20 protein-coding genes are annotated in these 25,645 nt (G+C 69.2%); 7 read left to right on the top strand and 13 right to left on the bottom strand.

Annotation, left to right across the window (positions count from 1 at the left end):
• Positions 1-21: 21 nt before the first annotated feature.
• Positions 22-1,065 (bottom strand): recombinase RecA, encoded by a 1,044-nt coding sequence (gene recA / locus FHT38_RS23455; protein WP_091730281.1) that lies wholly within the window; start codon positions 1,063-1,065, stop codon positions 22-24.
• A gap of 312 nt (positions 1,066-1,377) precedes the next feature.
• Here recA and FHT38_RS23450 point away from each other — a divergent pair, with 312 nt between their 5' ends.
• The 3 genes from FHT38_RS23450 (at position 1,378) to FHT38_RS23440 (ending at position 4,326) form a co-directional block, all read left to right on the top strand.
• Entirely contained in the window at positions 1,378-2,049 is a 672-nt protein-coding gene (locus FHT38_RS23450) for a response regulator transcription factor (protein WP_091730277.1), read from the top strand.
• A gap of 53 nt (positions 2,050-2,102) precedes the next feature.
• The gene (locus FHT38_RS23445; protein ID WP_091730271.1) at positions 2,103-3,608 is read left to right on the top strand and encodes a sensor histidine kinase; all 1,506 of its coding nucleotides are present in this window, start codon (positions 2,103-2,105) and stop codon (positions 3,606-3,608) included.
• 151 nt (positions 3,609-3,759) lie between these two features.
• Positions 3,760-4,326, top strand: a complete 567-nt coding sequence (locus FHT38_RS23440) for a Uma2 family endonuclease (protein ID WP_183493389.1) — start codon at positions 3,760-3,762, stop codon at positions 4,324-4,326.
• Between the two features lie 15 nt (positions 4,327-4,341).
• Here the strand turns inward: FHT38_RS23440 and rodA are convergent, their stop codons facing one another.
• Genes rodA through FHT38_RS23415 form a run of 5 tightly spaced genes read right to left on the bottom strand, consistent with a single transcriptional unit; the run spans position 4,342 to position 10,228 of the window.
• On the bottom strand, positions 4,342-5,496 hold the full coding sequence (gene rodA, locus FHT38_RS23435; RefSeq protein WP_183493388.1) for a rod shape-determining protein RodA: 1,155 nt from the start codon (positions 5,494-5,496) through the stop codon (positions 4,342-4,344).
• On the bottom strand, positions 5,493-7,625 hold the full coding sequence (gene mrdA / locus FHT38_RS23430) for a penicillin-binding protein 2 (protein ID WP_183493387.1): 2,133 nt from the start codon (positions 7,623-7,625) through the stop codon (positions 5,493-5,495). The genes rodA and mrdA overlap by 4 nt, the downstream gene beginning before the upstream one ends.
• 22 nt (positions 7,626-7,647) lie before the next feature.
• Positions 7,648-8,169, bottom strand: coding sequence for a rod shape-determining protein MreD (gene mreD / locus FHT38_RS23425; RefSeq protein WP_091730257.1), 522 nt, complete (start codon positions 8,167-8,169; stop codon positions 7,648-7,650).
• Positions 8,166-9,131, bottom strand: a complete 966-nt coding sequence (gene mreC / locus FHT38_RS23420) for a rod shape-determining protein MreC (RefSeq protein ID WP_183493386.1) — start codon at positions 9,129-9,131, stop codon at positions 8,166-8,168. Before mreC ends, mreD begins: the two co-directional genes overlap by 4 nt.
• Positions 9,132-9,184: 53 nt before the next feature.
• Positions 9,185-10,228 (bottom strand): rod shape-determining protein, encoded by a 1,044-nt coding sequence (locus FHT38_RS23415; RefSeq protein ID WP_091731851.1) that lies wholly within the window; start codon positions 10,226-10,228, stop codon positions 9,185-9,187.
• Between the two features lie 361 nt (positions 10,229-10,589).
• Between FHT38_RS23415 and gatC the strand changes: the two genes are divergently transcribed.
• From gatC to gatB, 3 genes are read left to right on the top strand one after another with little or no spacing between them, the layout of a single operon-like run.
• Positions 10,590-10,889 carry an Asp-tRNA(Asn)/Glu-tRNA(Gln) amidotransferase subunit GatC gene (gene gatC, locus FHT38_RS23410; RefSeq protein WP_091730250.1) on the top strand — a complete coding sequence of 100 codons (300 nt, stop codon included), beginning with the start codon at positions 10,590-10,592 and terminating at the stop codon, positions 10,887-10,889.
• A complete protein-coding gene (gene gatA, locus FHT38_RS23405; protein ID WP_183493385.1) occupies positions 10,886-12,376 on the top strand; it encodes an Asp-tRNA(Asn)/Glu-tRNA(Gln) amidotransferase subunit GatA in 1,491 nt (496 codons plus the stop codon). Before gatC ends, gatA begins: the two co-directional genes overlap by 4 nt.
• A gap of 16 nt (positions 12,377-12,392) precedes the next feature.
• Positions 12,393-13,847, top strand: a complete 1,455-nt coding sequence (gene gatB / locus FHT38_RS23400) for an Asp-tRNA(Asn)/Glu-tRNA(Gln) amidotransferase subunit GatB (RefSeq protein ID WP_091730242.1) — start codon at positions 12,393-12,395, stop codon at positions 13,845-13,847.
• A gap of 68 nt (positions 13,848-13,915) precedes the next feature.
• Here gatB and FHT38_RS23395 read toward each other — a convergent pair whose 3' ends face one another.
• The 3 genes from FHT38_RS23395 to FHT38_RS23385 all read right to left on the bottom strand — a co-directional run bounded on the left by FHT38_RS23395 (position 13,916) and on the right by FHT38_RS23385 (position 17,786).
• Positions 13,916-14,641, bottom strand: coding sequence for a hypothetical protein (locus FHT38_RS23395; protein ID WP_255488897.1), 726 nt, complete (start codon positions 14,639-14,641; stop codon positions 13,916-13,918).
• Positions 14,641-15,318, bottom strand: a complete 678-nt coding sequence (gene pyrE / locus FHT38_RS23390) for an orotate phosphoribosyltransferase (protein ID WP_183493384.1) — start codon at positions 15,316-15,318, stop codon at positions 14,641-14,643. The genes FHT38_RS23395 and pyrE overlap by 1 nt, the downstream gene beginning before the upstream one ends.
• 209 nt (positions 15,319-15,527) lie before the next feature.
• Positions 15,528-17,786, bottom strand: coding sequence for a TonB-dependent receptor (locus FHT38_RS23385; RefSeq protein ID WP_183493383.1), 2,259 nt, complete (start codon positions 17,784-17,786; stop codon positions 15,528-15,530).
• A gap of 342 nt (positions 17,787-18,128) precedes the next feature.
• Between FHT38_RS23385 and FHT38_RS23380 the strand changes: the two genes are divergently transcribed.
• A complete protein-coding gene (locus FHT38_RS23380) occupies positions 18,129-18,914 on the top strand; it encodes an exodeoxyribonuclease III (protein ID WP_183493382.1) in 786 nt (261 codons plus the stop codon).
• Positions 18,915-18,932: 18 nt separating this feature from the next.
• Here the strand turns inward: FHT38_RS23380 and FHT38_RS23375 are convergent, their stop codons facing one another.
• The 4 genes from FHT38_RS23375 to FHT38_RS23360 all read right to left on the bottom strand — a co-directional run bounded on the left by FHT38_RS23375 (position 18,933) and on the right by FHT38_RS23360 (position 25,594).
• Positions 18,933-19,925, bottom strand: a complete 993-nt coding sequence (locus FHT38_RS23375) for a tripartite tricarboxylate transporter substrate binding protein (RefSeq protein WP_183493381.1) — start codon at positions 19,923-19,925, stop codon at positions 18,933-18,935.
• A gap of 83 nt (positions 19,926-20,008) precedes the next feature.
• Positions 20,009-22,066, bottom strand: coding sequence for a diguanylate cyclase (locus FHT38_RS23370; RefSeq protein WP_183493380.1), 2,058 nt, complete (start codon positions 22,064-22,066; stop codon positions 20,009-20,011).
• Positions 22,063-24,093, bottom strand: coding sequence for a GGDEF domain-containing protein (locus FHT38_RS23365; RefSeq protein ID WP_183493379.1), 2,031 nt, complete (start codon positions 24,091-24,093; stop codon positions 22,063-22,065). Before FHT38_RS23365 ends, FHT38_RS23370 begins: the two co-directional genes overlap by 4 nt.
• 214 nt (positions 24,094-24,307) lie before the next feature.
• Positions 24,308-25,594, bottom strand: coding sequence for a solute carrier family 23 protein (locus tag FHT38_RS23360; RefSeq protein WP_183493378.1), 1,287 nt, complete (start codon positions 25,592-25,594; stop codon positions 24,308-24,310).
• Between the last annotated feature and the right edge of the window lie 51 nt (positions 25,595-25,645).

Below are 25,645 nucleotides of genomic sequence, written 5' to 3'. Positions count from 1 at the left end.
AGTCATGCCGTCGCCCGGTGCTTACTCGGCGTCGCCAGGCGCGGCGCCCAGCAGGGGGATACCCAGCGATTCGCGGATCTTGTTCTCGATCTCGACCGCCAGGTCGGGGTTCTCGCGCAGGAACTCGCGCGCGTTGTCCTTGCCCTGACCGATCTTCTCGCCGCTGTAGGCGTACCAGGCCCCCGACTTGTCGACGATCTTCGCGGTCACGCCCATGTCGATGATCTCGCCCTCGCGGCTGATGCCCTCGCCGTAGAGGATGTCGAACTCCGCCGTCTTGAACGGGGGCGCCACCTTGTTCTTCACGACCTTGACCTTGGTCTCGGAGCCGATGACTTCCTCGCCCTTCTTGATCGAGCCGATGCGACGGATGTCCAGGCGCACCGAGGCGTAGAACTTCAGCGCATTGCCGCCGGTGGTCGTTTCGGGCGAACCGAACATCACGCCGATCTTCATCCGGATCTGGTTGATGAAGATGACGGTGCAGTTGGTCTTCTTGATGGTGGCGGTCAGCTTGCGCAGCGCCTGGCTCATCAGGCGGGCCTGCAGGCCAGGCAGCGCGTCGCCCATCTCGCCTTCAAGCTCGGCCTTCGGCGTCAGCGCGGCGACCGAGTCCACGATGATCAGGTCCACCGAACCCGAACGCACCAGCGAGTCCACGATCTCCAGCGCCTGTTCGCCGGTGTCGGGCTGGCTGATCAGCAGCTCCTGCAGGTTGACGCCCAGCTTCTGCGCGTACTGGACATCCAGGGCATGCTCGGCGTCGATGAAGGCGCACACGCCGTCCAGCTTCTGCATCTGGGCGATGACCTGCAGCGTCAGCGTGGTCTTGCCGGACGATTCCGGACCGTAGATCTCGATCACGCGGCCGCGGGGCAGGCCACCGACGCCCAGCGCGATGTCCAGGCCCAGCGAGCCGGTGGAGACGACCTGGATGTCCTCGATCTTCTCGCCTTCGGCCAGCCGCATGATCGAGCCCTTGCCGAACTGCTTTTCGATCTGGGCGAGGGCGGCCTGCAGGGCCTTGGCTTTTTCGGTGTTGGCGTTCTTCACGGGGGCGTCCATGCAATCTTCTCCTGTTGGCTGCGGCGGATTATGGCGCAATCTGTATATCTGTACAGTACTTTGTCGACCCGTGCCGCCCGTCGGTGCGGCTGCGGCGCTGTCGATGGCGGGATGTTAGGCCGCAGGTGGCTCACAGGATGAGCCAGCCGCACAACTCCCCCCGTTTTCGCCAAAGAGGGGGAAGTGCCGCCTCCCAAGCTGTCGCCCACCTGACTGGTGCCCCGCTCATCCGCCTGAGGACGGCTCGGAAACGCCTAGGGAAGCGCCCCGGACCGCTCCCTAGAATGTCTCCATAACCAGAGGGGACGACACATGCGCATCTTGATCGCCGAAGACGACCAGGTCCTGGCCGATGGCCTGCTGCGCTCGTTGCGAGCCTCGGGTTGCGCCGTCGACCAGGTCGGCAGCGGCAGCGAGGCCGACGCCGCGCTGGCCTCGCATGAGTTCGACCTGCTGATCCTCGACCTGGGATTACCGAAGCTGCATGGGCTGGAAGTGCTGCGTCGGCTGCGGGCGCGCGGATCGTCCGTGCCGGTGCTGATCCTGACCGCGGCGGACAGCATCGAGGAACGCGTCAAGGGCCTGGACCTTGGCGCCGACGACTACATGGCCAAGCCCTTCTCGCTGCAGGAACTCGAGGCGCGTGTGCGCGCGTTGACGCGCCGCGGCCTGGGCACCGCCTCCAGCGTGATCCGCCATGGCCCGTTGACGTTCGACGCCACCGGCCGCGTCGCTTACATCAACGATCAGATGGTGGAACTGTCGGCGCGGGAGCTGTCGCTGCTCGAGGTGCTGCTGCAGCGCGCGGGACGGCTGGTCAGCAAGGACCAGTTGGTCGAGCGCCTGTGCGAGTGGGGCGAAGAGGTCAGCAACAACGCGATCGAGGTCTACATCCATCGGCTGCGCAAGAAGATCGAGCAGGGGCCGATCCGCATCGCGACGGTGCGCGGGCTTGGCTACTGCCTTGAAAAGATTCCGGGCTGAGGTGCGGGGCGTCCCGGAGCCCCTGGGCGCACGCTTGATCGAGGACGCGCGGCATGGCGGGTGAATCGTCCGGCCATCGCTCGCTGTTCGGCGAGATCCTGGACTGGATGCTCGCCCCGCTGCTGGTCATCTGGCCGATCAGCGTCGCGCTGACGTGGCTGGTGGCGCAGGGCATCGCGAACAAGCCCTACGACCGCGAGCTCGACGAGATGGCGCGCACGCTGGGCCTGCAGGTCGCAACGGAGCCGGGGCCCGGCGACGCCTCCACGCGACGTGGGCGGTCGCGCTACGCGCTGGCCCCAGAGGCCGCGGCGCTGCTCCGGGCGGACGAGTCCGACACGGTCTACTACCAGGTGCTGGGCCTGCGCGGCGAATTGCTGAGCGGCGACGCCCAGTTGCCGGTGCCCGAAGTCGAACCGCCCATCGTGCCGTGGGAGGTCAACCGCCGTTTCGACGAGGTCAACAACGAGGCGGTACGGGTGTCCTACCTGTGGGTGGTGCCGGAGGGGATGGCCGGTGGCGACAAGATGATGCTGGTCCAGGTCGCGGAGACGCTGGGCAAGCGCTCGCGGCTGACCAACGAGATCATCAAGGGCGTGATCCTGCCGCAGTTCGTGATCCTGCCGCTGGCGGTGCTGCTGGTGTGGCTGGCGCTGGCGCGCGGCATCGCGCCGCTCAACGACCTGCAGCGCCGCATCCGCTCGCGGGACAGTTCCGACCTGAGCCCCATCGACGAGCAGCGCATCCCCGACGAGGTGGCCCCGCTGGTGCAGGCGATCAACGACCTGCTCGAGCGGCTCGATCAATCGATCCGCGCGCAGAAGCACTTCCTGGCCGACGCCGCGCATCAGCTCAAGACGCCGCTGGCGGGGCTGCGGACGCAGGCCGAGCTCGCCCAGCGCGAGATCGACGAGGGTCGCAGCTCGCCGTCGGAGCTGCGGCGTTCGCTCAAGCAGATCGCGGTCTCCAGTCAGCGTGCGGCGCACATGGTGAACCAGCTGCTGGCCATGGCCCGCGCCGAGGACCAGGAGCACGCCGCGCGCCGCAGCGAGGTGAACCTGGCGGTGCTGGCGATCGAGACGGTGCGCGATTTCGTGCCGCGCGCGATGGAGAAGCGGCTGGACCTCGGTTATGAGGGGCCGGAGGCCAGCCAGGCGGGCCTGCGCATCCACGGCCATCCCCTGCTGATCCGCGAGCTGATCCGCAATCTGGTGGACAACGCCTTGCTGTACACCCCCAGTGGAGGGACGGTGACCGTGCGGGTGGTCGAGGATCCGTTCGGCCAGGTCTGCGTGCTGCAGGTGGAGGACTCGGGGCCGGGCATCGCGGAGGCGGAGCGCGAGCAGGTCTTCCAGCCGTTCTACCGCGCGCTGGGCACCAATGTCGACGGCTCGGGGCTGGGCCTGGCGATCGTGCGCGAGATCGTCCAGCAGCACGACGCGGAGATCGCGGTCGACGACACGCGGGCACGCCGTCAGGCGGAGGCGGAAGGTGTGGGCCCTGGCGCGCGGTTCACGGTGCGCTTCGCCGCCCATCCGCTTGCCCAGGGCGAACGTTGAACCCGGCGGCGACGCATCCTCCACCCATCCGTCATTCGGTGCCCTGAACCTGGAGCCGGCGAGCGATCCAGCCTCAGTTCGAGCTAGCGACAACCCTTCCGGGCTTTCGAAGAATCACCGCCTCCTTCCTACTGAAGCGCAGGTGACTCCGATGGCATACCGACTTCCGGCGGCAACGACGATGCAGATGACGAGCGACGATTTCCTGGCCTGGGACTCTGGCGATGGCAGCCGATATGAATTGATCGACGGCCAGCCGGTCGTCATGGAAAGCGCGAGCGAGGGCCATCAGATCGTGGCCTGCAATCTCTATGTCGCGATGCGCCAGCATCTCCACGGCGCGCCCTGCCGGGCCATCCTGTCGCAGGAGGTGCGGTGCGACGACGGCAACTGCCTGGTCCCCGACGTGATGGTGTATTGCGACAAGGACAAGCGCCCGCGCGGCATGGAGGCCTGCCCGCTGATCGTCGAGGTGCTTTCCCGGAGTTCCGCCCGTGACGACAGGACCCGGAAGTTCGCGCGCTACCGCCGGCTGGCCGCGCTGCGCGAGTACCTGGTCGTCGACTGGGAGCAGCGCGCGACGGAAGTCCACCGCCTGGCCATCGACGGCTCCTGGCAGGTGACCCGCTACGCCGGCGGCGAGGTGGTGTACCTGGCCTCGATCGATCTCGCCCTGCCGGGCGACGTCATCTTCGCCGACCTGGAAGCGGCCGCCTGATGGCCGCCGGTCGACTCAGCGCTGCGTGCCGCCGCGACTCTTGGCGATCGACATCAGCATCCCCAGCGACAGCCCCAGCGTCACCATCGCCGTGCCGCCGTACGAGATGAACGGCAGCGGTACGCCGACCACGGGCAGGATGCCGGTCACCATGCCCATGTTCACGAAGACGTAGGTGAAGAAGCTCAGCGTGATCGCCCCGGCGAGCAAGCGGGAGAACAAAGTCGGCGCCTCGTGCGCGATGGCCAGGCCCCGCAGGATCAACGCGGTGAAGCCGAGCAGCAGCCCCAGCGCCCCGATCAAGCCGAATTCCTCGCCATAGGCGGCGAAGATGAAGTCGGTGGTCCGCTCTGGGATGAACTCGAGGTGCGTCTGCGTTCCCTTCATGAAGCCCTTGCCGGTCACGCCGCCCGAACCGATCGCGATCTCGCCCTGGATGATGTGGAAGCCCTTGCCCAGCGGATCCTTGGTCGGGTCCAGCAGCGTGCAGACCCGGTCCTTCTGGTAATCCTTCAGCACCACCCACTTCACGTCGGGCTGGCAGATCTGGTCCTCGCTGAAGACCAGCGCGGTGATGCCCGCGCCGGCCAGCACCAGCGCCGGAATGATCAGCTTCCACGACAGCCCGGCGAAGAAGATCACGTACAGGCCCGCACCCAGCACCAGCAGCGAGGTGCCCAGGTCCGGCTGCTTCGCGATCAGGCCGACCGGCACCACCAGCAGCACGAAGGCGGCGACGAAATCGGGCAGGCGCAGCTGGCCCTCGCGCTTCTGGAACCACCAGGCGAGCATCAGCGGCACCGCGATCTTCAGCATCTCGGAGGGCTGGATCACGACGCCGACGTTCAGCCAGCGCGTCGCGCCCTTCTTGCTGATGCCGAACAGCGCAACCGCCACCAGCAGCGTGACACCAACGGCGTAGAGCGGCAGCGCGAGCTGCATCAAGCGCTGCGGCGGTACCTGCGCGGTCACGAACAGCACGCCCATCGCCAGCACCATGTTTCGCGCGTGATCGACGAAACGCGTGCCATGGTCGTAGCCGGCCGAGTACATGCACATCAGCCCCAGCCCCATCAGCCAGCCCATGGCCAGCAGCAACGGAATGTCGAAACCCTGGAACAGCGGTTTCACGCGCTGCAGCAGGCTGGGTTTGCTGAAGAGGGCGCTCATCGTGAGGCTCCCGGGTTGGGGCGCGGCGCGACCGGCGCGAGGCGGCGTTCCGCCGCGGAGCCCGGTATCGCGGCGGGCACGGCCGACGCCGGAGCGGCGGGTCTGGGTGTCGGTCCGGCTGGACCCGAGGCCGCCACCGGCGCGGACGCTGCGGAGGCCAAAGCGTCCGGCGCGCTGGCCGCGGCGCCCGGCAGCGGGATGTCCTCGACGCGGCGCGGCGTGCCGATCGGCGCGCCCACCTGGCCGACCCGCACCTTGGCGATGTCCTCTTCGCTCGGGTACGTGCCGGTCAACACGTAATCGAAGACGCGTCGCGCGATCGGCGCTGCGGACTCGGAGCCGAAGCCGGCGTTCTCCACGATCAGCGCCAGCGCGATCGTCGGTGCCTGGTACGGCGCGAAGGAGATGTACAGCGAGTGGTCGCGCTTGCGCTCGTCCGCCTTGATGCTGCTGTAGGTCTGTCCGGCGCGCAGGCCCACCGCCTGCGCCGTGCCGGTCTTGCCGGCGCTCTGGTACTGCGCGCCGGCGAACACCATCCGCGAGGTGCCTTCCATCGTCACGTCGTGCATCGCGTTGCGGATCACGTCGACGTCGGCCTTGCGCAGCGCGAGCGGCGACAGCGCGTCGCTCGCGGTGCGCCGCTGCACGTGCTTGACCACGTCCTCGATCTCCCGCACCAGCCGCGGCCGGTAGCGTTCGCCGCCGCTGGCAAGCGTCGACATCGCGGTGGCCAGCTGCAGCATCGTGAAGTTGTTGTAGCCCTGGCCGATGCCCAGTGAGATCGTCTCGCCGGCGTACCACTTCTGCTGCTCGGGCCGCTTATAGGCGCGGCGCTTCCACTCGGTGCTGGGCAGGATGCCGGTGACCTCGCCCAGCAGGTCGATCTCGGTCTTGCGGCCGAAGCCGAAGGGCTCCAGCTGGTCGTGGATCATGTCCACGCCCATCTCGTTGGCCAGCGAGTAGAAGTAGACGTTGGACGAGGTCACGATCGCCAGCCGCATGTCCTTCGGGCCGGCGCGGTCGCCAGTCGCGCTGCCGAAGGTCCGCCCACCGAAGCTGTAGGTCAGGTTGTCCTGGACCACCACGTTGGCCGCGCGCTTGCCGGTGTTGAGCGCCGCCATCGCCATGTAGGGCTTGAAGGTCGACCCCGGCGGATAGGTGCCGCGCAGCGCCCGGTTCAGCAGCGGCTTGTCGATGTCCTCGTTGAGGTCCTTCCAGCTGTCGGCGTCGATGCCGTCGACGAACAGATTGGGATCGAAGGTCGGCTTGGACACGAAGGCCAGCACCTCGCCGTTGCGCGGGTCCATCGCCACCAGCGCGCCGCGCCGGTCGCCATAAAGGCGCTCGACCAGCGCCTGCAGCTTGATGTCGATCGACAGGTGCAGCGTGTTGCCCGGCGTCGGCGGGCGGTTGCGCAGCCGGCGCACGGCGCGGCCGCCGGCGCTGGTCTCCATCTCCTCGAAGCCGGTCTGGCCGTGCAGCTCGCGCTCATAGGCCTGCTCCAGGCCCAGCTTGCCGATGTATTCGGTGCCGCGGTAGTTGGCGATGTCCTCTTCGGACCAGTCCTCCATCGCCTTCTTCTCGGCCTGGTTGATGCGGCCGATGTAGCCCAGCAGGTGCGCGCCGACATCGCCCAGCGGATAGTTGCGGAACAGCCGCGCCTTGATGTCCACGCCGGGGAAGCGGAAGCGCTGCGCGGCGAAGCGCGCGACCTCGGTGTCGGTCAGCTTGGTGCGGATGGGCAGCGACTCGAAGTTCTTGCTCTCCTCCATCAGCCGCTTGAAGCGGCGACGGTCGCGCGGCTGGATGTCGATGACGGCGGTCAGCGCGTCGATCGTGGCCTCCAGGTCCGGCACCTTGGACGGCGTGATCTCCAGCGTGTAGGCGGAATAGTTGCTCGCCAGCACGACGCCGTTGCGGTCGACGATCAGGCCGCGGTTCGGCACGATCGGCAGCACGGTGACGCGGTTGGTCTCGGCGCGCTCGAGCAGCGAGTCGTGCTGCGTGATCTGCAGGTAGACGAGGCGGGCGACCAGCAGGCCGAAGCAGAACAGCACGAACACCGCCGCGGCGACCAGCCGCAGCCGGAATCGGCTCAGCTCCGCCTGGAGGTTCTTGATGACCGTCATCGCGGGCCCGTCCTCGGCGCGCTCAGAGCGGACGGTGCGCGTCGGGATCCGGCGCGCGGCGCTGGGGCGCGAGCAGCAGCGCCGCGGCGATCGGCCACAGTGCCGCCTGCAGCACCGGCGCCAGCACCAGGCTCCAGCCGGGCCACATGCCGCCGACGACCAGTCGCACGATCACCGCGATCGCGGTGGCCAGCACGAACAGCGGCAGCACGTGGAGCGCCTGCGCGCCGAGCGTGAACCAGAGCAGCCGGCGATGCAGCGCGACCGCGCCGAAGGCCAGCAGGCTGTAGGCCAGCGCATGCTGGCCGAGCAGTGCGCCATGGTGGACGTCGATCATCAGGCCGAAGACGAAGGCCCAGCCCACGCCGACACGCCGGGGCTGGTGGACATTCCAGAACACCAGCACGATCGCCAGCACGTCCGGCATCCAGGGCTGGCGGCCGACGGGCACCATGTCGATCAGCAGGCCGACGACCAGGCTGAAGGCGATGAACAGGGGGTTGGCGGGCAGCAGCAGCTGGCTCGCGCCACGCGGCATGATCATCGGTGGCCTCCCTTGGGCGCGGACGCGGCGCGACGCGGCCTGGCGCCGGATTCGGCGGCGGCGGCGCTCGCGGCGCTGGCCGCTTCCTGCGCGGCTTCGATGCGGGCGTCCTCCTGGCCCTGCAGCGGCTCCAGCACCAGCACGTGCCGGGCGCTGTCCGGCTGCGCGACCGGCGCCAGGCCGACGCGGGCGAAGCTGGTGTCGCCGCGGCGCTCCACCTCGGCGACCTTCGCCACCGGCAGGCCCGGCGGGTAGAGACCGTCCAGGCCGGAGGTCGCAAGCGCGTCGCCGGGCTTGATGTCGGCGTTGGCGGCGATGAAGCGCAGCTCCATCACGCCGCGTTCGCCGCCGTAGGCGACGCCGCGCTGCTGGGTGCGCGTGTTGAGGACGGGGATGGTGGCTTCGCGGTCGGTCAGCAGCGTGACCTCGGCCGACAGCGGATAGACCCGCGTCACCTGGCCGAGCACGCCCGCGTCGTTGACCACCGGCGCGCCCAGGCGCACGCCACGGTGGCTGCCGCGGTCGATGACGATGCGGCGCGAGAAGGGATCCGGCGCCTCGTAGAGGACTTCAGCGGCGAGGCCTTTCACCGGCAGCGCCTCGCGCAGGTCGAGCAGCGCGCGAAGATGCGTGTTCTCGGCCTGCAGCTGCGCCGCGCGGCTCAGGATCACCGCCTGCGAGGCCAGTTGCTGGCGTGCCTGGTTCTCGGCCTCGGTGGCCTTTTCCATGCCGCGGGCGTAGTCGCCGGCCTGTTCCCAGGCGTCGACGGGCGCGAGCAGAGCGCGCTGCAGCGGATGCAGCGCGAGCGCGAGGCCGGCCCTTGCGGGTGCGGTCAACTGGAAGCGGGAGTCCGCCACCATGAGGAACACTGCCAGCGCGGCGCAGAAGGCCAGCTTCGTCAGCGCGGACGGGCCTTCACGGAACAGCGGTGGCGGATTGCGATCCAAGGTGCCGAGAGGCATGAAGATCTCAGCAAAGGAGATTCAACGCAAGGCGGCCCGAAGGCCGCATCGATTTACTCGTTCGTGAAGATCGAACCGAGGCGTTCCATGCGCTCCAGGGCCATGCCACAGCCGCGCACGACGCAGGTCAGCGGGTCCTCGGCCACGAGCACCGGCAGGCCGGTTTCCTCGGCCAGCAGCCGGTCCAGGTCGCGCAGCAGCGCGCCGCCGCCGGTCAGCATCATGCCGCGCTCGGCGATGTCGGCGCCCAGTTCCGGCGGGGTCTGCTCCAGCGCGTTCTTCACCGCCGAAACGATCTGGTTGAGCGGATCGGTCAGCGCTTCCAGGATCTCGTTGCTCGAGATCGTGAAGCTGCGCGGCACGCCTTCGCTCAGGTTGCGGCCCTTCACCTCCATCTCCTTGACCTCGGAGCCCGGGAAGGCCGAGCCGATGTTCTTCTTGATCGCTTCCGCGGTCGGCTCGCCGATCAACATGCCGTAGTTGCGGCGGATGTAGTTGATGATGGCCTCGTCGAACTTGTCGCCGCCGACGCGGACCGAGCCCTTGTAGACCATGCCGCCCAGCGAGATCACGCCCACTTCGGTCGTGCCGCCGCCGATGTCGATGACCATCGAACCCGACGCTTCCGACACCGGCAGGCCGGCGCCGATCGCGGCGGCCATCGGTTCCTCGATCAGGTAGACCTCCGAGGCGCCGGCGCCCAGCGCGGCGTCGCGGATCGCGCGCTTCTCGACCTGCGTGGAGCCGCAGGGGACGCAGATGATGATCCGGGGCGAGGGACGCAGCAGCTTGGTGTCGTGCACCATCTTGATGAACTGCTTGATCATCTGCTCGGTGACCACGAAGTCGGCGATCACGCCGTCCTTCATCGGGCGGATCGCCTCGATGTTGCCGGGCACCTTGCCCAGCATGGCCTTGGCTTCGTGGCCGACGGCCTGGATCGTCTTCTTGCCATTGGGACCGCCTTCATGACGGATGGCGACGACGGAGGGTTCGTCCAGCACGACGCCTTTTCCGCGGACATAGATCAGCGTGTTGGCGGTGCCCAGGTCGATGGCGAGGTCGGTGGAGAAGTAGCGGCGCAGGGAGGCGAGCATGTGTGTGGGCAAGGCCAGGACAGGACGCTTCGGCACCTGGAGCCGCCAGTCCATGTCGAACCACACGCAATCGGCGGCATTCGACGGCATCAGGCGGCGTTCGTCTGCGTTCTGTCCGGGCGGCTGCGATTCGGGGCGGTTCTTGTCGGGTAACCGCGCGGACCGGCGGCGTCCGCGCGAGCGAAATTCCTTGCCATAAGCAACGAGGCTGCAGAAGCAGCCCCGGCGCCATGGAGATAAGCGGGGATAATAACTGATCACCCCTTGGTTTGGCCCGTCTGCAAGGCTTCCGTCAGCGTTCGGCGAATGTTTCGCGCGCCCGGCGGACCGCTGGTCCGGACCGGCCCTCGAGCACATTCCCATGGCACTCACCCACGACGATGTCAGCCGGATCGCCAAACTGGCGCGGCTGGAACTTTCCGGCGACGAACAGGCCGCGCTGCTGCCGCAGCTCAATGGCTTCTTCTCGATCGTCGAGCAGATGAGCGCGGTCGACACCAGCGGCGTCGACCCCCTCTACACGCCGCTGTCGGCGGTCCAGGAAGTGGCCCTGCGGCTGCGCGAGGACCGCGTCACCGAAACCGACCAGCGCGCGCTCAACCAGCGCAGCGCTCCCGCCGTCGAGGACGGCCTGTTCCTGGTCCCGAAAGTCATCGAATGACCGCCCCCCTGCATCAACTCGGCGTCGCCGAGCTCGGCCGCGCCTTGCGCGCCAAGACGGTCTCCAGCACCGAACTGACGCAACATCTGCTTGCGCGTGTTGCCGCGGCGAAGGATCTCGGCGCCTTCCTGCACGTGGACCCGGATTACGCCCTCGCCCGCGCCAAGGACGCCGACGCGCGGCTGGCCGCCGGCGAGGCCGGCGCGCTGATCGGCGTGCCGCTGGCGCACAAGGACATCTTCGTCACCCGCGACATGCCGACCACGGCCGGCTCCAGGATGCTCGAGGGCTATCTGAGCCCCTTCGACGCCACGGTCGTCGACCGGCTGAACGCCGCGGGCACCGTGTCGCTGGGCAAGCTGAACTGCGACGAGTTCGCGATGGGCTCGGCCACCGAGAACAGCGCCTACTTCAAGGCGCTGAACCCCTGGGACCGCACGCGCGTGCCGGGCGGCTCGTCGGGCGGCTCGGCGGTCGCGGTGGCGGCGGCCCTGGTGCCGGCCACGACCGGCACCGACACCGGCGGCTCGATCCGCCAGCCGGCCAGCTTCTCCGGCATCACCGGCATCAAGCCGACCTACGGCGTGTGCTCGCGCTACGGGATGATCGCCTTCGCGTCCAGCCTGGACCAGGCCGGCGTGATGGCGCGCTCCGCCGAGGACTGCGCGCTGCTGCTCTCGGCGATGAGCGGCTTCGACGAGCGCGACGCCACCAGCGTCCAGCAGCCGCCGCAGGACTTCCATGCGCGCATGCTGGCCGCGCGCGAGGGCGCGAGCGCCGCGCAGCCGCTCAAGGGCCTGCGCATCGGCCTGCCGAAGGAGTTCTTCCCGGCCGCCCTCTCGTCCGACGTGAACGGCGCCGTGCGCGCCGGCCTGGCGGAGCTGGAGAAGCTGGGCGCGACGCTGGTCGACGTCTCGCTGCCGCGCACCGAACTGGCCATCCCGGTCTACTACATCATTGCCCCGGCCGAGGCGAGCTCCAACCTCTCGCGCTTCGACGGCGTGAAGTTCGGGCACCGCGCCAAGGACTACGGCAACCTGATCGACATGTACGAGAAGACCCGCGCCGAGGGCTTCGGCGCCGAGGTCAAGCGCCGGATCATGATCGGCAGCTACGTGCTCTCGCATGGCTACTACGACGCCTACTACCTGCAGGCGCAGAAGCTGCGCCGCATGATCGCGGACGACTTCCAGCAGGCCTTCCAGCACTGCGACCTGATCGCCGGGCCGGTGGCGCCGACGGTGGCCTGGAAGCAGGGCGAAGGCGCGGACGATCCGGTCAAGGTCTACCTGGCCGACATCTTCACGCTGCCGGGCTCGCTGGCCGGCCTGCCCGGCATGAGCGTGCCGGTGGGGCTGGGCGAGGGCGGCATGCCCGTGGGCCTGCAGCTGCTGGGCAACTACTTCCAGGAAGGCACGCTGCTGCACGCCGCCCATGCGCTGCAGCAGGCCACCGACTGGCACCGCCAGACCCCGGCGGGCGTGTAAGGACAACGAGCAAGCGATGAGCAAGAACAGCCAACTGGTGCGGGGCTACGAGGTCGTGATCGGCCTGGAGAACCACGTCCAACTCTCGACCGTCTCGAAGATCTTCAGCGGTTCGTCGACCGCATTCGGCGCGGCGCCCAACACGCAGGCCAGCGCGGTGGACCTGGCGCTGCCGGGCACGCTGCCGGTGCTGAACCGCGGCGCCGTCGAGCGCGCGATCCGCTTCGGCCTGGCGGTCGGCGCGAAGGTGGCGCCGCTGTCCATCTTCGCCCGCAAGAACTACTTCTATCCCGACCTGCCCAAGGGCTACCAGATCAGCCAGTACGAGATCCCCGTCGTGCAGGGCGGCCAGATCGAGTTCTTCGTCGGCGACGAGAAGAAGGTCGTGAAGCTGACGCGCGCCCACCTCGAGGAGGACGCCGGCAAGAGCCTGCACGAGGACTATCACGGCCAGTCGGGCATCGACCTGAACCGCGCCGGCACACCGCTGCTGGAGATCGTGTCCGAGCCCGAGATGCGCTCCGGCGCCGAAGCCGTCGAGTACGCCAAGACGCTGCACGCGCTGGTGATGTGGCTGGGCATCTGCGACGGCAACATGCAGGAAGGCTCGTTCCGCTGCGACGTCAACGTCTCGGTGCGCAAGCCCGGCGAGCCCTTCGGCACGCGGCGCGAGATCAAGAACCTGAACAGCTTCCGCTATCTCGTCGACGCGGTGAACTACGAGGTCAACTGGCAGATCGACCAGATCGAGGACGGCCTGGAGATCCAGCAGGCGACGGTGCTCTACAACCCGGACACCGGCGAGACCCGCGCGATGCGGACCAAGGAGGATGCGGCCGATTACCGCTACTTCCCGGACCCGGACCTGCCGCCGCTGATGATCGGCGCCGACTGGGTCGAGCGCGTGCGCGGCGAGATGCCAGAGCTGCCGTCGGTGATGGCGGCGCGCTTCCAGGAGGTCGACGGCCTGCCGGCCTACGACGCGACGATGATGACGCAGAGCCTGGCGACGGCCCGCTTCTACGAGGCCGCGCGCGAGGCCTGCGGCGCGCCGAAGCTGGTCGCCAACTGGGTGATGGGCGAGATCTCGCGGCGCCTCAACACCGAGGAGCGCGCCATCGACGACGCCCCGGTGACGCCGGCGCTGCTGGCCGCGCTGATCAAGCGCATCCAGGACGGCACGATCTCCAACAACGCGGCGAAGCAGGTCTTCGAGGCGCTGTGGACCGGCGAAGGCCAGGACGTCGACGCGCTGATCGAAGCCAAGGGCCTCAAGCAGATGAGCGACACCGGCGAGCTCGAGCGCATCCTGGACGAGGTGCTGGCGGCCAACGCCAAGTCGGTCGAGGAGTTCCGCGCCGGCAAGGAGAAGGCGTTCAACGCGCTGGTCGGCCAGGCGATGAAGGCGACCAAGGGCAAGGCCAATCCGGCCGCCGTGAACGAGCTGCTGAAGAAGAAGCTCGGCGCCTGATCAGGCCGCTGAAAAGCAGAACGCCGGTGGATCGCTCCACCGGCGTTCTTTTTTTGGAGTCGACGCTGTCAGCGCCCGCTGGCGGACGGTGCCTGCGGCGCCGCTTTTTCCAGCGAGCCCGGCGCGGCGCCGGCCCACAGCCGCTTCAGGCGGGACAGTTCATCGTCATAGAACTTGTTCACGCGTCCGATCTCGGCCTTCTGGTTCTCGATCGATTCGCGCTGCGCGGCCGCCGCGGCTTCGTTGGCCTCGAGCTGATGCTGCAGCTTGAACGGCACCCGCTTGCCCTTGTAGAACTCGGCCTCGTCCAGCAGCGGCTTGCGCTCGATGGCGAGTGCCTGCAGGCGTTTCTCGGACTGCCGCATCGCCTCGCGGACGTCGTCGAGCGCGGCCTCGCGTGCCTTCTGGTGCGCGGCCTGGTCGGCGTAGCGCTGCAGCAGGTTGCGGTCGCGCCGGACCGCGTCCTGCTGCGCGGAGCGCTGCACTTCCTCGGCGCGTCGGCGCTGCTCGGCGGAGGCCTGCTCCTCGGGCGACATCGCCGGCGGCACCATCCGCCGCACCGAGCCGTCGGAATTCAGCAGGCGCTGTTCGCGCGTCTGGCACTCGGGGATCGGCCGATCGGAGGTCAGCCGGCGGCCATCGGGCGTCGTGCAGGTGTAGATGGTCGGCGACGACGGCGCCTTGGTCTGCGCCAGGGCCGGACCCGCGAGGCTGCCGCCCAGCATCAGGGCGCCAACGAGCGCCGCGGGCGCGGCCGGTCGGGACAGCAGGCGGCGTGAGATGGAAGGACGCATCAGACTCCGTAGCGATCGCGGTAGGCATGGACCGCCGCCGCGTGCGCGGAGACGGCGGTACTGCTGGTCGTCTGCAGATACTGGAGCAGGTCGGACAGCCCTGCGATCGCGACCACCGGCAGCTTCAGCTGGTCGCGCACGTACTGTACCGCCGACCATGGCAGGTCCTGCCCGTTCTCGGCGGCCTTCTCCTGGCGGTCCAGCGCGATCGTCACGCCGCAGGGCGTGGCGCCCGCGGCCTGGATCGTCGCGATGGATTCGCGCACCGAGGTGCCGGCCGAGATCACGTCATCGATGATCAGCACCCGGCCCTGCACCTTGGCGCCGACCAGCGTGCCGCCCTCGCCATGGTCCTTGGCTTCCTTGCGGTTGTAGGCGAAGGGCTTGTTGTGGCCCAGGCGCGCCAGCTCGATGGCGACGGCCGCGGCCAGCGTGATGCCCTTGTAGGCGGGGCCGAAGATCATGTCGAAGGCCAGGCCCGAGTCCAGCAGCCGCTGCGCGTAGAACTGGGCCAGGCGGCCGACCTTCAGGCCGTCGTCGAACAGGCCGGCGTTGAAGAAATACGGGCTGAGGCGGCCCGCCTTGGTCTTGAACTCGCCGAAGCGCAGCACGCCGGTGTCCACGGCGAAGGCGACGAATTCCTGGGCCAGGGCGTCCTGGGGAGCGGCGGTGGTCATGGCGGGCGCGACGTCGAGACGTGACAGTGAAAGTGGGGCGGAATTGTAGGACCGGGGTTTGGCGCGGCCCGGGCGCTTCACAGGACACGCTGTCGCTGGAATCCAGGCATACCAAGCAAAAAGAAGGCCCGCTCCGTCGCCGGAGCGGGCCTGCTTCTTGCAGGGCGCGCGGCCGAAGCCGCAGCACATCAGCGGTGTCGTTCAGCCGATCAGAAGATCGCCTTGAACTGCACGCCGTAGGTCCGCGGGTCGTTGATGAAGCCCGTCAGGTTGTTGAAGTCGATCACGCCGGTCACGCGGACCTGATTCGTGATGTTGCGGACGAAGGACGCCACCTCGTACTTGCCGTTGTTCCAGACGTAGCCGACGCGCAGGCCGCCTTCGGTCAGCGACTTGCCGGTGAACTCCTTGGCTTCGTACAGCAGGAAGTTGACCTTCGAGCGATAGGCCCAGTCGGTATAGATGTAGAACTCGTTGCCCGCTGCGGTCGGGATGGAGTAACGGGCGGTCAGGTTGGCCACCCACTTCGGCGCGTTCGGAAGCACGTTGCCGTCGATGCTGTAGTTGGTCGTCGAACCAGCCGCCAGTGGGTCCACCATCGTGCAGCCGCCGCCGCAGGCCGGCAGCGTCAGGCTCGGGTCCTTGATCTTGGTGTTGTTCAGGCTGCCGCCGACGGTGATCAGCAGTTGGTCGATCGGCAGGACTTCCAGGTTGAGCTCGACACCATTGCCTTCGGCCTTCTTCGCGTTGAGCAGGCGGTTGGCATTGCTCTGGCCGCCGACGGCGGTCAGTTGCAGGTCCTTGACCGTGTAGGTGAAGGCGCTGGCCGACAGGCGGGCGCGGCGATCCCAGAAGTCCGACTTCACGCCCACCTCGTAGGAGGTGATGTTCTCCGGCGTCGCCTGCGACTGGCCGGCGAAACGTGACGCACCTTGCACCGACGACGCGCGGAAGCCGGTGGCCACGCGGGCGTACAGGTTGGTCTCCTTGGTCAGCGCGTAGGTGCCCGAGACGTCCCAGTTCCACTTCTTGTCGGCGGTGTTGGCCGACACGCCGGTGCTGGTGTTCAGGTCGGTGTAGCTGCTGGTGACGTTGACGTCCTTCTTGTCATGCGTGTAGCGCAGGCCGCCACGCAGCGAGAAGTCCTGCGTGACCGCGTAGTTCACCGAGCCGAACGCCGCCCACGCGGTGTTCTTCTGGTACGTGTCGACGTAGCCGGCGGCCAGGCCGGTCGAGGTCGTGTAGTCGGTGCTGCGCGCGGTGTAGCGCTCGTCGAAGAAGTACAGGCCGCCTTGCCAGCGCAGCGGGCCGGCCGCGGCGGACTCGACGCGGAACTCCTGCGTGATCTGACGGTGGCCGCTCATCGAGCTGGACGACTCGGCCGGGAAGCTGGCCTGGCCTTCCTGCGTGAACGGCTTGGTGCCGCCATAGAGGTAGCCGCCGTCCACGTCGCCGCGGCTGAACGGGCGCACCGACTCGTAGCCGGTGATCGAGTACAGGTTGATCTGGCCCAGGCCCCAGCGCAGGCGCGCGCTGCCGCCGGTGGCGTGCAGGGTCTGCTCGTTGACGCCGTCGGTGTAGGACTTCTCGGGATCGAAGCCGTCGACCAGGTCGTTGGTGCCGGGCTTGATGATCGACGCGCGGAACACGCGCGCGCTGCCCTTCAGGTCGCGGCCGTGGAAGTTGAACAGCGCGCTGAAGTCCTTGTGCGGCTGGTACAGCGCCTGCACGCGCAGGGCGCGGTCGTCATAGCCTTCCATCTCGCCGGTCTTGCCGGTCGGGACCTGGTTCTTGACCCAGTCGTCGCGGTGCTGGATCTGCGCCGAGATGCGGGCGGCCCAGTCGCCGGTCAGCGGCACGTTGGCGGCGCCTTCCAGGCTCATCGTGCCGTAGTTGCCGTAGGAGACGTTCAGGTAGCCTTCCTGGCGCTGCGAGGGCTTCACCGAATCGAACTTGACCACGCCGGCCGGCGTGTTGCGGCCGTAGAGCGTGCCCTGCGGACCGGCCACCACTTCGACGCCGGCCAGGTCGAAGGCGGGGAAGCCCTTGAGGATCGGGTTCTCCTGGACCACGTCGTCATAGACCAGCGAGACCGGCTGCGACGCGTTCAGGCGGAAGTCGGTGTTGCCGTAGCCGCGGATGTAGAAGCGCGGGAAGGCGCGGCCGAACGAGGATTCGATGTTCAGGCTGGGCACGCGGCCCGACAGGAAACGGATGTCCTGGCCGCCGGAGTTCAGCACGTCCAGCTTCTCGCCGGAGATCTTGCTGACCGCGTTCGGCACTTCCTTGATGTTCTCGACCCGGCGCTCGGCGGTGATGGTCACCGTCTCCAGCTGGCCCTTCTCCTTGGCCGGCGCGTCGGTGGCGTCCTGGGCCAGCGCGGGCCAGGCGAGCAGGGCCAGCGACACGGCCGCGGCGGCCTCGCGCAGGGCCGGGACGGCAGCGCGCTGGGTGGCGAATCGATTCATGGATGGAACTCCGGGGGAAGGATGGGGGAAACCGGGGGGAGGCCGGCGGTGTCCCGAGGGGTGCTCCGGGTTCACAGCTGGCAAAAATGTGGGTGCGGGGTAGCGCGGTGGACGCGAATCTAGCAAGTTCGTCATAAACACGTCACCCCACGCACCTCGGTGGTGCGTTTTCTGTTGTCCAAACACTGCACCCGCTCGCGTGTCGCCCGAATGGGCGTGGACGGCGCACGCCCACCGCGCCATGTGGTGCAGCTCCCGGGCCTCGCGAACGCGTGGGGCGGCTGCTGTCATCTTTGGCAGGCGGCTTTGCGATACTGCCGCCCTCTTCCAGGGGCCCCCTCCATGCGCTTCATCACCCTCAACCTCAATGGCATCCGCTCCGCCGCCACCAAGGGCGTGTTCGACTGGCTGCCGCCGCAGCAGGCCGACGTGGTCGGCGTCCAGGAACTGAAGGCGCAGGCCGACGTCGTCGAGTCGCAGTTCGCCGGCTACGACACCCTCAGCGGCCACTTCCATTACGCCCAGAAGAAGGGCTACTCCGGGGTGGGGCTCTACACGAAGGAGACGCCCAGCGATGTCATCGTCGGCTTCGGCAGCTCGGAGTTCGACCTGGAAGGCCGCTGGGTCGAGAAGCGCTTCGACAAGCCCGGCCGCAAGCTGAGCCTGATCAGCTGCTATTTCCCGAGCGGCTCCAGCGGCGAGGAACGCCAGGCCGCGAAGTTCCGCTTCCTCGCGGAGATGTACCCCTACCTGATGGCGCTGCGCGCCGAGCGCGAGTTCATCCTGGTGGCCGACGTCAACATCGCCCACAAGGAGATCGACCTCAAGAACTGGAAGGGCAACCAGAAGAACAGCGGCTTCCTGCCCGAGGAACGGGCCTGGATGACCAAGCTGCTGGAGCAGGACGTGGGCCTGGTCGACGTGTTCCGCACGCTCAACGACAAGCCCGACCAGTACACGTGGTGGAGCAACCGCGGCCAGGCCTGGGCGAAGAACGTGGGCTGGCGCCTGGACTACCACCTCGCCACGCCCGGCATGGCGCACCTGGCCACCCGCGAGGCCATCTACCTCGACCAGCGCTTCAGCGACCACGCGCCGCTGACGATCGATTACGACTTCAAGATCTGAAGCTCACCGATCCGGGTGTCAATCCACTTTGGCGCCCGAGGCCTTCACGACCTTGGCCCACTTGGCGGTCTCGCTCGCGATGAGCGCGGCGAACTCCGCACTGGTGCCACCGCCCGGCACGGCGCCCTGCGACGCCAGGCGCTCCCGGATCGCCGGCGTCGCCAGCGCCTTCGCGGCCTCGCGCTGCACCCGCGCGACCTGATCCGCCGGCTGCGCCGCCGGCGCCAGCAACCCGAACCAGGACGAGGCCTCGAAGGCCTTGAGCTCCGGCACGCCGCTCTCCGCGATCGTGGGCAGCTCGGGCAGCGCCTCGCTGCGGCGCGCGCTCGTGACCGCGAGCGCCTTGAGCTTGCCCGACCGGATGTGCGGCAACGCCGAAGGCAGGTTGTCGAACATCAGGTCCATGTTCCCGCCCATCAGGTCCAGCAGCGCCGGTCCCGAGCCGCGATACGGGAAATGGATCATGTAGGTGGCCGTCAGGCTCTTGAACAGCTCACCCGCCAGGTGGATCGACGTGCCGTTGCCGCTCGAGCACATGTTGAGCTTGCCCGGCTGAGCCCTGGCCACGCGCACCAGGTCGGCGACGCTCTGGATGCCGTACTTCTGCGCGTTGGCCGGATTCAGCACCAGCACATTGGGCACCGCGGCGACCAGCGTGACCGGCGCGAAGTCCTTGACCGGGTCGAAGGGCATCTTGGGATAGAGCGAGGCATTGATCGCATGCGTGCCCACGGTGCCCATCAGCAGCGTGTGCCCGTCGGTCGCATGCGCCACCTCGGCCGAGCCGGTGTTGCCGCCCGCGCCGGGTTTGTTCTCGACGATCACCGGCTGGCCCAGGGCCTTCTGCAGCTCGGGCGCCATCGCGCGGGCCAGCAGGTCGGTGGTGCCGGCCGGCGGGAAGGGCACGACGATGCGCAGCGGCCGCACAGGCCAGCCCTGCTGGGCGCGGGCCAGGCCCGGCAGACAGGCCGCGGAGGACAGCGCGAGCAACGCGCGACGGTTCAGGCTCATGGAACGTCTCCTCGTGGTGATCTCGATGCGGGTCGTCGGCGGCGATGCGATCGTGATGCGGCGGGGATGTCCGTCCCGCCCGGCTAGTCCGCCGACTCCACCGACGCCGCCGACTCCGGCAACCCGGGCGGCTCCGGACCGAGGAGGGTCTGCAGCTGCACCCGCTCGGAGCTGCAGGCGGCATCGAAGTCGGCCTCGATCTGGATCAGCGCCTGCGCGTCGCCGGCCTCGACGGTCACGATGCCGCGCGCGCGGTTGCGGCCCTGCGACTTGGCCGTGTAGAGCGCCATGTCCGCCCAGTTGACGGCCTGTTCCCAATGCAGGGCGAGCTGGGCCGGCGGCAGCGGGAAATGCGCGAAGCCGATCGAACAGGTCACCCGCAGCGCGCCGGCTGCGGTCTGCACCGGCTGCTCGCCGACGATGAAGAGGATGCGCTCGGCCAGCAGCTGCAGCTGGTCCGGCGCCACGTTGCGGGCGAAGACCAGGAACTCCTCGCCGCCCCAGCGCACCACCAGGTCCTCCGCCCGCACCGCCTGCGCGATGCGCCGCGAGACCTCGACGATCACCGCGTCGCCGGCCGCGTGGCCGTGGCGGTCGTTGACATGCTTGAAGTGATCGATGTCGATCATCAGCAGCGCGCCGGTGAACACGTCCTTGGCATGGCGGTCCATGACCGCGAGGAAGTGGCGCCGGTTGGCCAGGTCCGTCAGCGGGTCGCGCTCGCTCTGGGCGCGCAGCAGGCTCTGGTTGGCCTTGAGCCTGCGGTTGGCCTCGCGCACGCGCGCCAGCATCACGCCCATCAGGATCAGCGACAGCCCCAGCAGCGCCGCCAGCCCGACGCCGACGTACTGCGCCAGCCGCCGGTTGCCGAGCTCGCGGTCCTTGAGCGTCTGCTCGCGGCGCAGCAGCTCCAGGTCGCGCTGCCTGGCCTCGCTGTCGTACTTGAGCCGCAGCTGCTGCAGCGCGGAGTCGCGGTTGCGCCGGGCCGTCTCCGCGCTCAGCGCGCGCTCCTCGTGATAGAGCCGCAGCGCCTCCTTCCACTGCCCGACCTTGGCGTAGGCCTCGCCGAGCTCGCGCAGCTGCAGCGCGCGGCGCACCGGATCGAAGTCGCCCTGCGCCAGCTCGAGCACCCGAGCGACCTCGCGCCGCGCCGGCTCGAACTGGCGCTGCAGCACCAGCGCGACCGACAGGTTGTGGCGCAGCGTGCGCTCGACCGTCTGGTCGTTGTAGGACTGCACCACCGGCAGCGCCAGCCGCGCCAGCTGCACCGCCTTGGCGGCCTGGTCGGTGTGGATGTAGGCGTCGAGCAGGTTGTTCTGCAGCAGCGCGACGTCGCGCCGTCCGCCCGACTGCTGGGCCAGCCGCAGCGCATCCTCGAGCGCCGCCAGCTGCTGGTTGCGATCGCCGCGTCGCGACGCGACCATGGACTCGACCATCTTCGCCCGGCTCATCGCGGACGCATCGCCCTGCGCCATCTGCCAGGCCTGCGTCATCCACTGCTGCGCCGCCGCGGTCTCGTCGCGGACCTGGCTGTTCACCGCGAGCGAGCCCATCATCGCGCCGGTCGCGGTGTGGTCCTGCAGCGCCTGGGCCAGCGCCAGCGCGCGGCGCAGCGAGGTGTCGGCGAAGGCGTACTCGCCCCGCGCGCCCTGCGCGCGCGCGATCAGCCGCAGGGCCTGCAGCGCGACGCGCGCGTCGCAGTTGGGCGGCACCGCCTGCGCCGCCTGCGACGGGCAGGGCGGCGACAGGGCCTCGAGCGCCTGCCGCGCCATGTCGCCCGAGCGGCCGGTCTGGCCCTGTCGGTCCTGCAGCTCGGCCAGCAGCATGCGCGCCAGCGGCTGGCCGCCGGGCCGCTGCTCCAGGTCCGCCGCGATGCGGCGCACCGTCTCCGGATGCCCGGCGTAGACGGCGTTGCGGCCGAGCGCGTAGTCGAGGTGCAGGCGTTGACCGGCGTGCGCCGGGTCCGCCGCCAGCGCGCGCAGCTGCTGCGCGGCCTTCTCCGGCTCGTTGTAGCCGTAGCGGTCCAGTTGCACGAGCTGCGCGTCCAGCGCACGGTCGGGGATCGCCGCCCACGCGGCCGCGCCGCTCAGCAGCATGGCCAGCAGCGTGGCCTTCACGACGGCGGCGAGCGGCCGGATCATGCGCGCCCCTCCTGCACCGGGCCGAGCAGGCTGACCAGCTGCACCTGGCCCTGGTGCCAGGCGGCCTCGATGCGGCCGGCCAGGGCCAGCAGCTGGTCGCGGTCGCGGGCCTGCATCGCCGCCACGCCGTAGGCCTTGTTGCGGCCATGCGCCTTGGCCATGTACATCACGGTGTCGACCAGGTCGATCGCCCGCTCCCATTCGAGCGTCAGGTCCTGCGGCGCCATCGGGAAGCTGGCGAAGCCGATCGACGCGCTGATCGGGATGCGTAGCGGCCCGTGGTCGACCGGCTGCCCGCCGATCTGGTCGAGCAGGCGCTGGCCGAGCTGGCGCGCATCCTCGGTGGCCTCGGAGTTCACCAGGATCAGGAACTCCTCGCCGCCCCAGCGCACGACCAGGTCCTGCTCGCGCAGCACGCTGCTCAGGCGCCGCGCGACCTCGACCAGCACGGTGTCGCCGGCCGCATGGCCCCACTGGTCGTTGATGCGCTTGAAGTGGTCGATGTCGATCAGGAACAGGCTACCGCGCAGGCCGCCTTCGCGCGTGCGCTGCGCGATGGCCTGCTGGAAATGGCGCCGGTTCGCGAGGCCGGTCAGCGGGTCGCGCTCGCTCTGCACGCGCAGCGATTCGTTGGTCTGCGCGAGCGCGGCGTTGGTACGCCGGATGCGCCGGTAGGCCAGCGCCAGCAAGGCGCCCGAGAGCAGCACGCAGCCACCGACCTCCGCCCAGAGCTTGAGCTGCAGGTCGCGGGTGCGGATCTGCTCGGCCTTGAGGCTGTTGTCCTGGTTGAGCAGCCGGATCTCGCGCTGGCGCTGCTGGTCCTCGAAGCGCGCCTGCGCCTCGAGCACCGCCTTGCGGGTCTCGTCGCGCAGCACCGCGTCGAACTCCTTGCGCGCGCGGTGGTAGGCGTCGACCGCGCCGGGCAGGTCGTCGACCTTCTCCAGGTAGCCGCCCAGCTCCAGCCAGGCCTCGGCGGTGTAGCTGCCGGCCTCGCGCTGCGCGTCCATCGTGATGGCCTGCAGCACGTCGCGCTTGCCCTCGTCCAGCCGCTTCAGCCCGATCTTGGCGATGCCCATGTTGTGGCGCGCCAGGATCTCGGTCGAGATCTCGCCGCCCTCATGCGCCAGCGCCAGGCTCTGCGTCGACAGCTCCAGCGCCCGGGCGTAGTTGCCGCTGCGCAGTTCGTAGTCGGCCAGGTTGCCCAGCGCGAGCGCCTGCAGGCCGGGCGCCTGCGCCTCGCGGGCGTACTGCAGCGCCTGCTCGCGGGCCTGCTGGCTCAGCCGCGGGTCCTCGTCCTGCGAGTGGACGATGCCCAGGATGGTGTAGACCGAGTACATCAGCACCGGATCCGGGTCCTGCTGCGCCGTCTCGAGCGCCTCGCGCGCGGCACGCAGGGCATGGTCGAACTGCTGACTGCGGAAATAGTTGAAGGCGAGCGTGGCGTCGTTGGTGGCGGCCCGCCAGCGCGAGCCCATCGCGCGCGCCTGCTCCAGCGCCTTCAGGCCGCTTTCGACCGCAGCGTCGACCTCGCCGTAGTCCCCCTGCATGTAGGCGCGCAGCTCGGTCGCGCGCCACAGCATCCGGCGGTCGGCCTGGGCCGCGTCCATGTCGGCGAGGCCGCCCAGCAGGCGCACGCCGGCGCCCAGTTCGCCATTGGCCTTGAGCCATTGCGCCCGCGCCAGCATCAGGGCCAGTGGAATCTGCGCGCGCACCGGCGAGCTCTCCGGCCAGGCCTTCAGCGCTTCCACCGCGGCCTCGTGGCCGCTGCGGTCCCGCAGCTGGGCGAGCAGCGCGGCGCGCTGGCTCAGGGCTTCCAGCCGCTCGGCGCTGCCCGGCGCGGCACGGGATTCGATCGCCTGCAGCTCGCGCAGGTGCTCGCGCGGGTGCGCCGAGGCGATGCGTTCCTGCTGCTCGAGCTCGGCCTGCAGCGCCCGGTCCTGGACGCCGGTGGCGGAGGCCGCCGCGTCGCGGCTGTCGGCGCCGCCCTGCGGCCCGCAGCCGCTCAGCAGCGGCATCGCCAGGCTCAAGGCGAGCGCCAGGAGCGCGGCGGCCCATTCTGGCGCGCGCGCGCGCGTGCGTGCGCCGGCCCGGCCAGTGGCCGTCCTCGCTTGCTCCGTTGCTCGCAACACCCCAAGCATGCTCATCGTGCTGATGTCGAGTGGTAGGTCTCGTGACTTGAGCGCCGATCCCCGGGTTCCCGTGAAGCCTGCACGAGTCGGCGCCCGCGCACGCGGCGTGGGGTCAGTCCGTGCGGCCTCGCCGCAGCAGCGCATGCAGCAGGATCGCGCCGAAGGTGGCAGTTCCGATGCCACCCAGGGTAAACCCACCCATTTTCAAGGTGAAGTCGCCGGTGCCGATCACCAGCGTGATGGCCGCCACCATCAGGTTGCGCGGGTCGCGGAAATCGACCTGATGGTCGACCCAGATCCGGGCGCCAGCGATCGCGATCAGGCCGAACACGACGATGCTGACGCCGCCCATCACCGCGAGCGGGATGGCCTGGATCAGCGCGCCGAACTTCGGCGAGAAACCCAGCACCAGCGCCATCAGCGCGGCGAAGACGAAGACGGCGGTCGAGTAGATACGGGTGGCGGCCATGACGCCGATGTTCTCGGCGTAGGTGGTGACGCCGGTACCGCCGACCGCACCGCTGGCGATGGTCGCCAGGCCGTCACCGACAAAGGCGCGGCCCAGGAAGGGCGACATGTCGCGCCCGGTCATCGCGCCCACGGCCTTCAGGTGGCCCAGGTTCTCGGCCACCAGGATCAGCGCCACCGGCGCGATCATCAGCATCGCCGCGCCGTCGAAGACCGGCGCATGGAAGCTGGGCAGCCCGAACCACGGCGCGGCCGCGACCTTGCTGAGATCGATGGGCGTGCCCAGGCCGAAGCCGTTGGTCAGCAGCGCGTAGATCAGGCTGGCCTGGACCAGGCCGGCCAGGATCAGCAGCCGCTGCAGCATGCCGCGCGCATGCACCGCCACCAGCGCGACGCTGAGGAAGGTCGCGGCCTGCATCCAGGCGTCGAAGGGCGTCGGCGCCATGTTCTTGATCGGGACCGCCGCCAGGTTCAGGCCGATCACCGCCACCACCGCGCCGGTCACCACCGGCGGCATCAGTCGCTCGACCCAGCCGCTGCCGGTGGCCGAGACCAGCAGGCCGATCGCCGTGTACAGCACGCCGCAGGCGACGATGCCGCCCAGCGCCAGCGGCAGGTTGGGATTGGGGCCGCTGCCGGCATACCCGGTCGCGGCGATGACGACGCCGATGAACGCGAAGCTCGAGCCCAGGTAGCTCGGCACCCGGCCGTCGGTCAGGAAGAAGAACAGCAGCGTGCCCACGCCGCTCATCAGCACGGCGACGTTGGGATCGAAACCCATCAGCAGCGGCGCCAGCACGGTGGCACCGAACATGGCGATCACATGTTGCAGGCCGAGCGCCGCGGTCTGCGGCCAGGACAGGCGTTCATCGGGGGCAATCGCCTTCTCGGGGCCGACGGTCACGGGCCGCCAGCGCATCAACCACGCCATGGACTTTCCTCAACGGGACAAGCCAGGGAGTGTAAGGAGGCCCCATCACAT

It is taken from the genome of Mitsuaria sp. BK041, assembly GCF_014193085.1.
In the GTDB taxonomy this organism is placed as follows: domain Bacteria; phylum Pseudomonadota; class Gammaproteobacteria; order Burkholderiales; family Burkholderiaceae_C; genus Roseateles.
The sequence above is the reverse complement of the archived record's forward strand: the minus strand, read 5'-3'. Positions and strand labels throughout refer to the sequence as shown.

Coding starts and splice junctions, on each gene's coding strand:
- gatB (WP_091730242.1), top strand. CDS start 12,393: ATGAGCAAGAACAGCCAACTGGTGCGGGGCTACGAGGTCGTGATCGGC.
- recA (WP_091730281.1), bottom strand. CDS start 1,065: ATGGACGCCCCCGTGAAGAACGCCAACACCGAAAAAGCCAAGGCCCTG.
- FHT38_RS23360 (WP_183493378.1), bottom strand. CDS start 25,594: ATGGCGTGGTTGATGCGCTGGCGGCCCGTGACCGTCGGCCCCGAGAAG.
- mreD (WP_091730257.1), bottom strand. CDS start 8,169: ATGATCATGCCGCGTGGCGCGAGCCAGCTGCTGCTGCCCGCCAACCCC.
- FHT38_RS23450 (WP_091730277.1), top strand. CDS start 1,378: ATGCGCATCTTGATCGCCGAAGACGACCAGGTCCTGGCCGATGGCCTG.
- FHT38_RS23370 (WP_183493380.1), bottom strand. CDS start 22,066: ATGATCCGGCCGCTCGCCGCCGTCGTGAAGGCCACGCTGCTGGCCATG.
- FHT38_RS23385 (WP_183493383.1), bottom strand. CDS start 17,786: ATGAATCGATTCGCCACCCAGCGCGCTGCCGTCCCGGCCCTGCGCGAG.
- mrdA (WP_183493387.1), bottom strand. CDS start 7,625: ATGACGGTCATCAAGAACCTCCAGGCGGAGCTGAGCCGATTCCGGCTG.
- FHT38_RS23445 (WP_091730271.1), top strand. CDS start 2,103: ATGGCGGGTGAATCGTCCGGCCATCGCTCGCTGTTCGGCGAGATCCTG.
- FHT38_RS23375 (WP_183493381.1), bottom strand. CDS start 19,925: ATGAGCCTGAACCGTCGCGCGTTGCTCGCGCTGTCCTCCGCGGCCTGT.
- FHT38_RS23380 (WP_183493382.1), top strand. CDS start 18,129: ATGCGCTTCATCACCCTCAACCTCAATGGCATCCGCTCCGCCGCCACC.
- gatA (WP_183493385.1), top strand. CDS start 10,886: ATGACCGCCCCCCTGCATCAACTCGGCGTCGCCGAGCTCGGCCGCGCC.
- FHT38_RS23440 (WP_183493389.1), top strand. CDS start 3,760: ATGGCATACCGACTTCCGGCGGCAACGACGATGCAGATGACGAGCGAC.
- FHT38_RS23395 (WP_255488897.1), bottom strand. CDS start 14,641: ATGCGTCCTTCCATCTCACGCCGCCTGCTGTCCCGACCGGCCGCGCCC.
- gatC (WP_091730250.1), top strand. CDS start 10,590: ATGGCACTCACCCACGACGATGTCAGCCGGATCGCCAAACTGGCGCGG.
- FHT38_RS23415 (WP_091731851.1), bottom strand. CDS start 10,228: ATGCTCGCCTCCCTGCGCCGCTACTTCTCCACCGACCTCGCCATCGAC.
- mreC (WP_183493386.1), bottom strand. CDS start 9,131: ATGCCTCTCGGCACCTTGGATCGCAATCCGCCACCGCTGTTCCGTGAA.
- pyrE (WP_183493384.1), bottom strand. CDS start 15,318: ATGACCACCGCCGCTCCCCAGGACGCCCTGGCCCAGGAATTCGTCGCC.
- rodA (WP_183493388.1), bottom strand. CDS start 5,496: ATGAGCGCCCTCTTCAGCAAACCCAGCCTGCTGCAGCGCGTGAAACCG.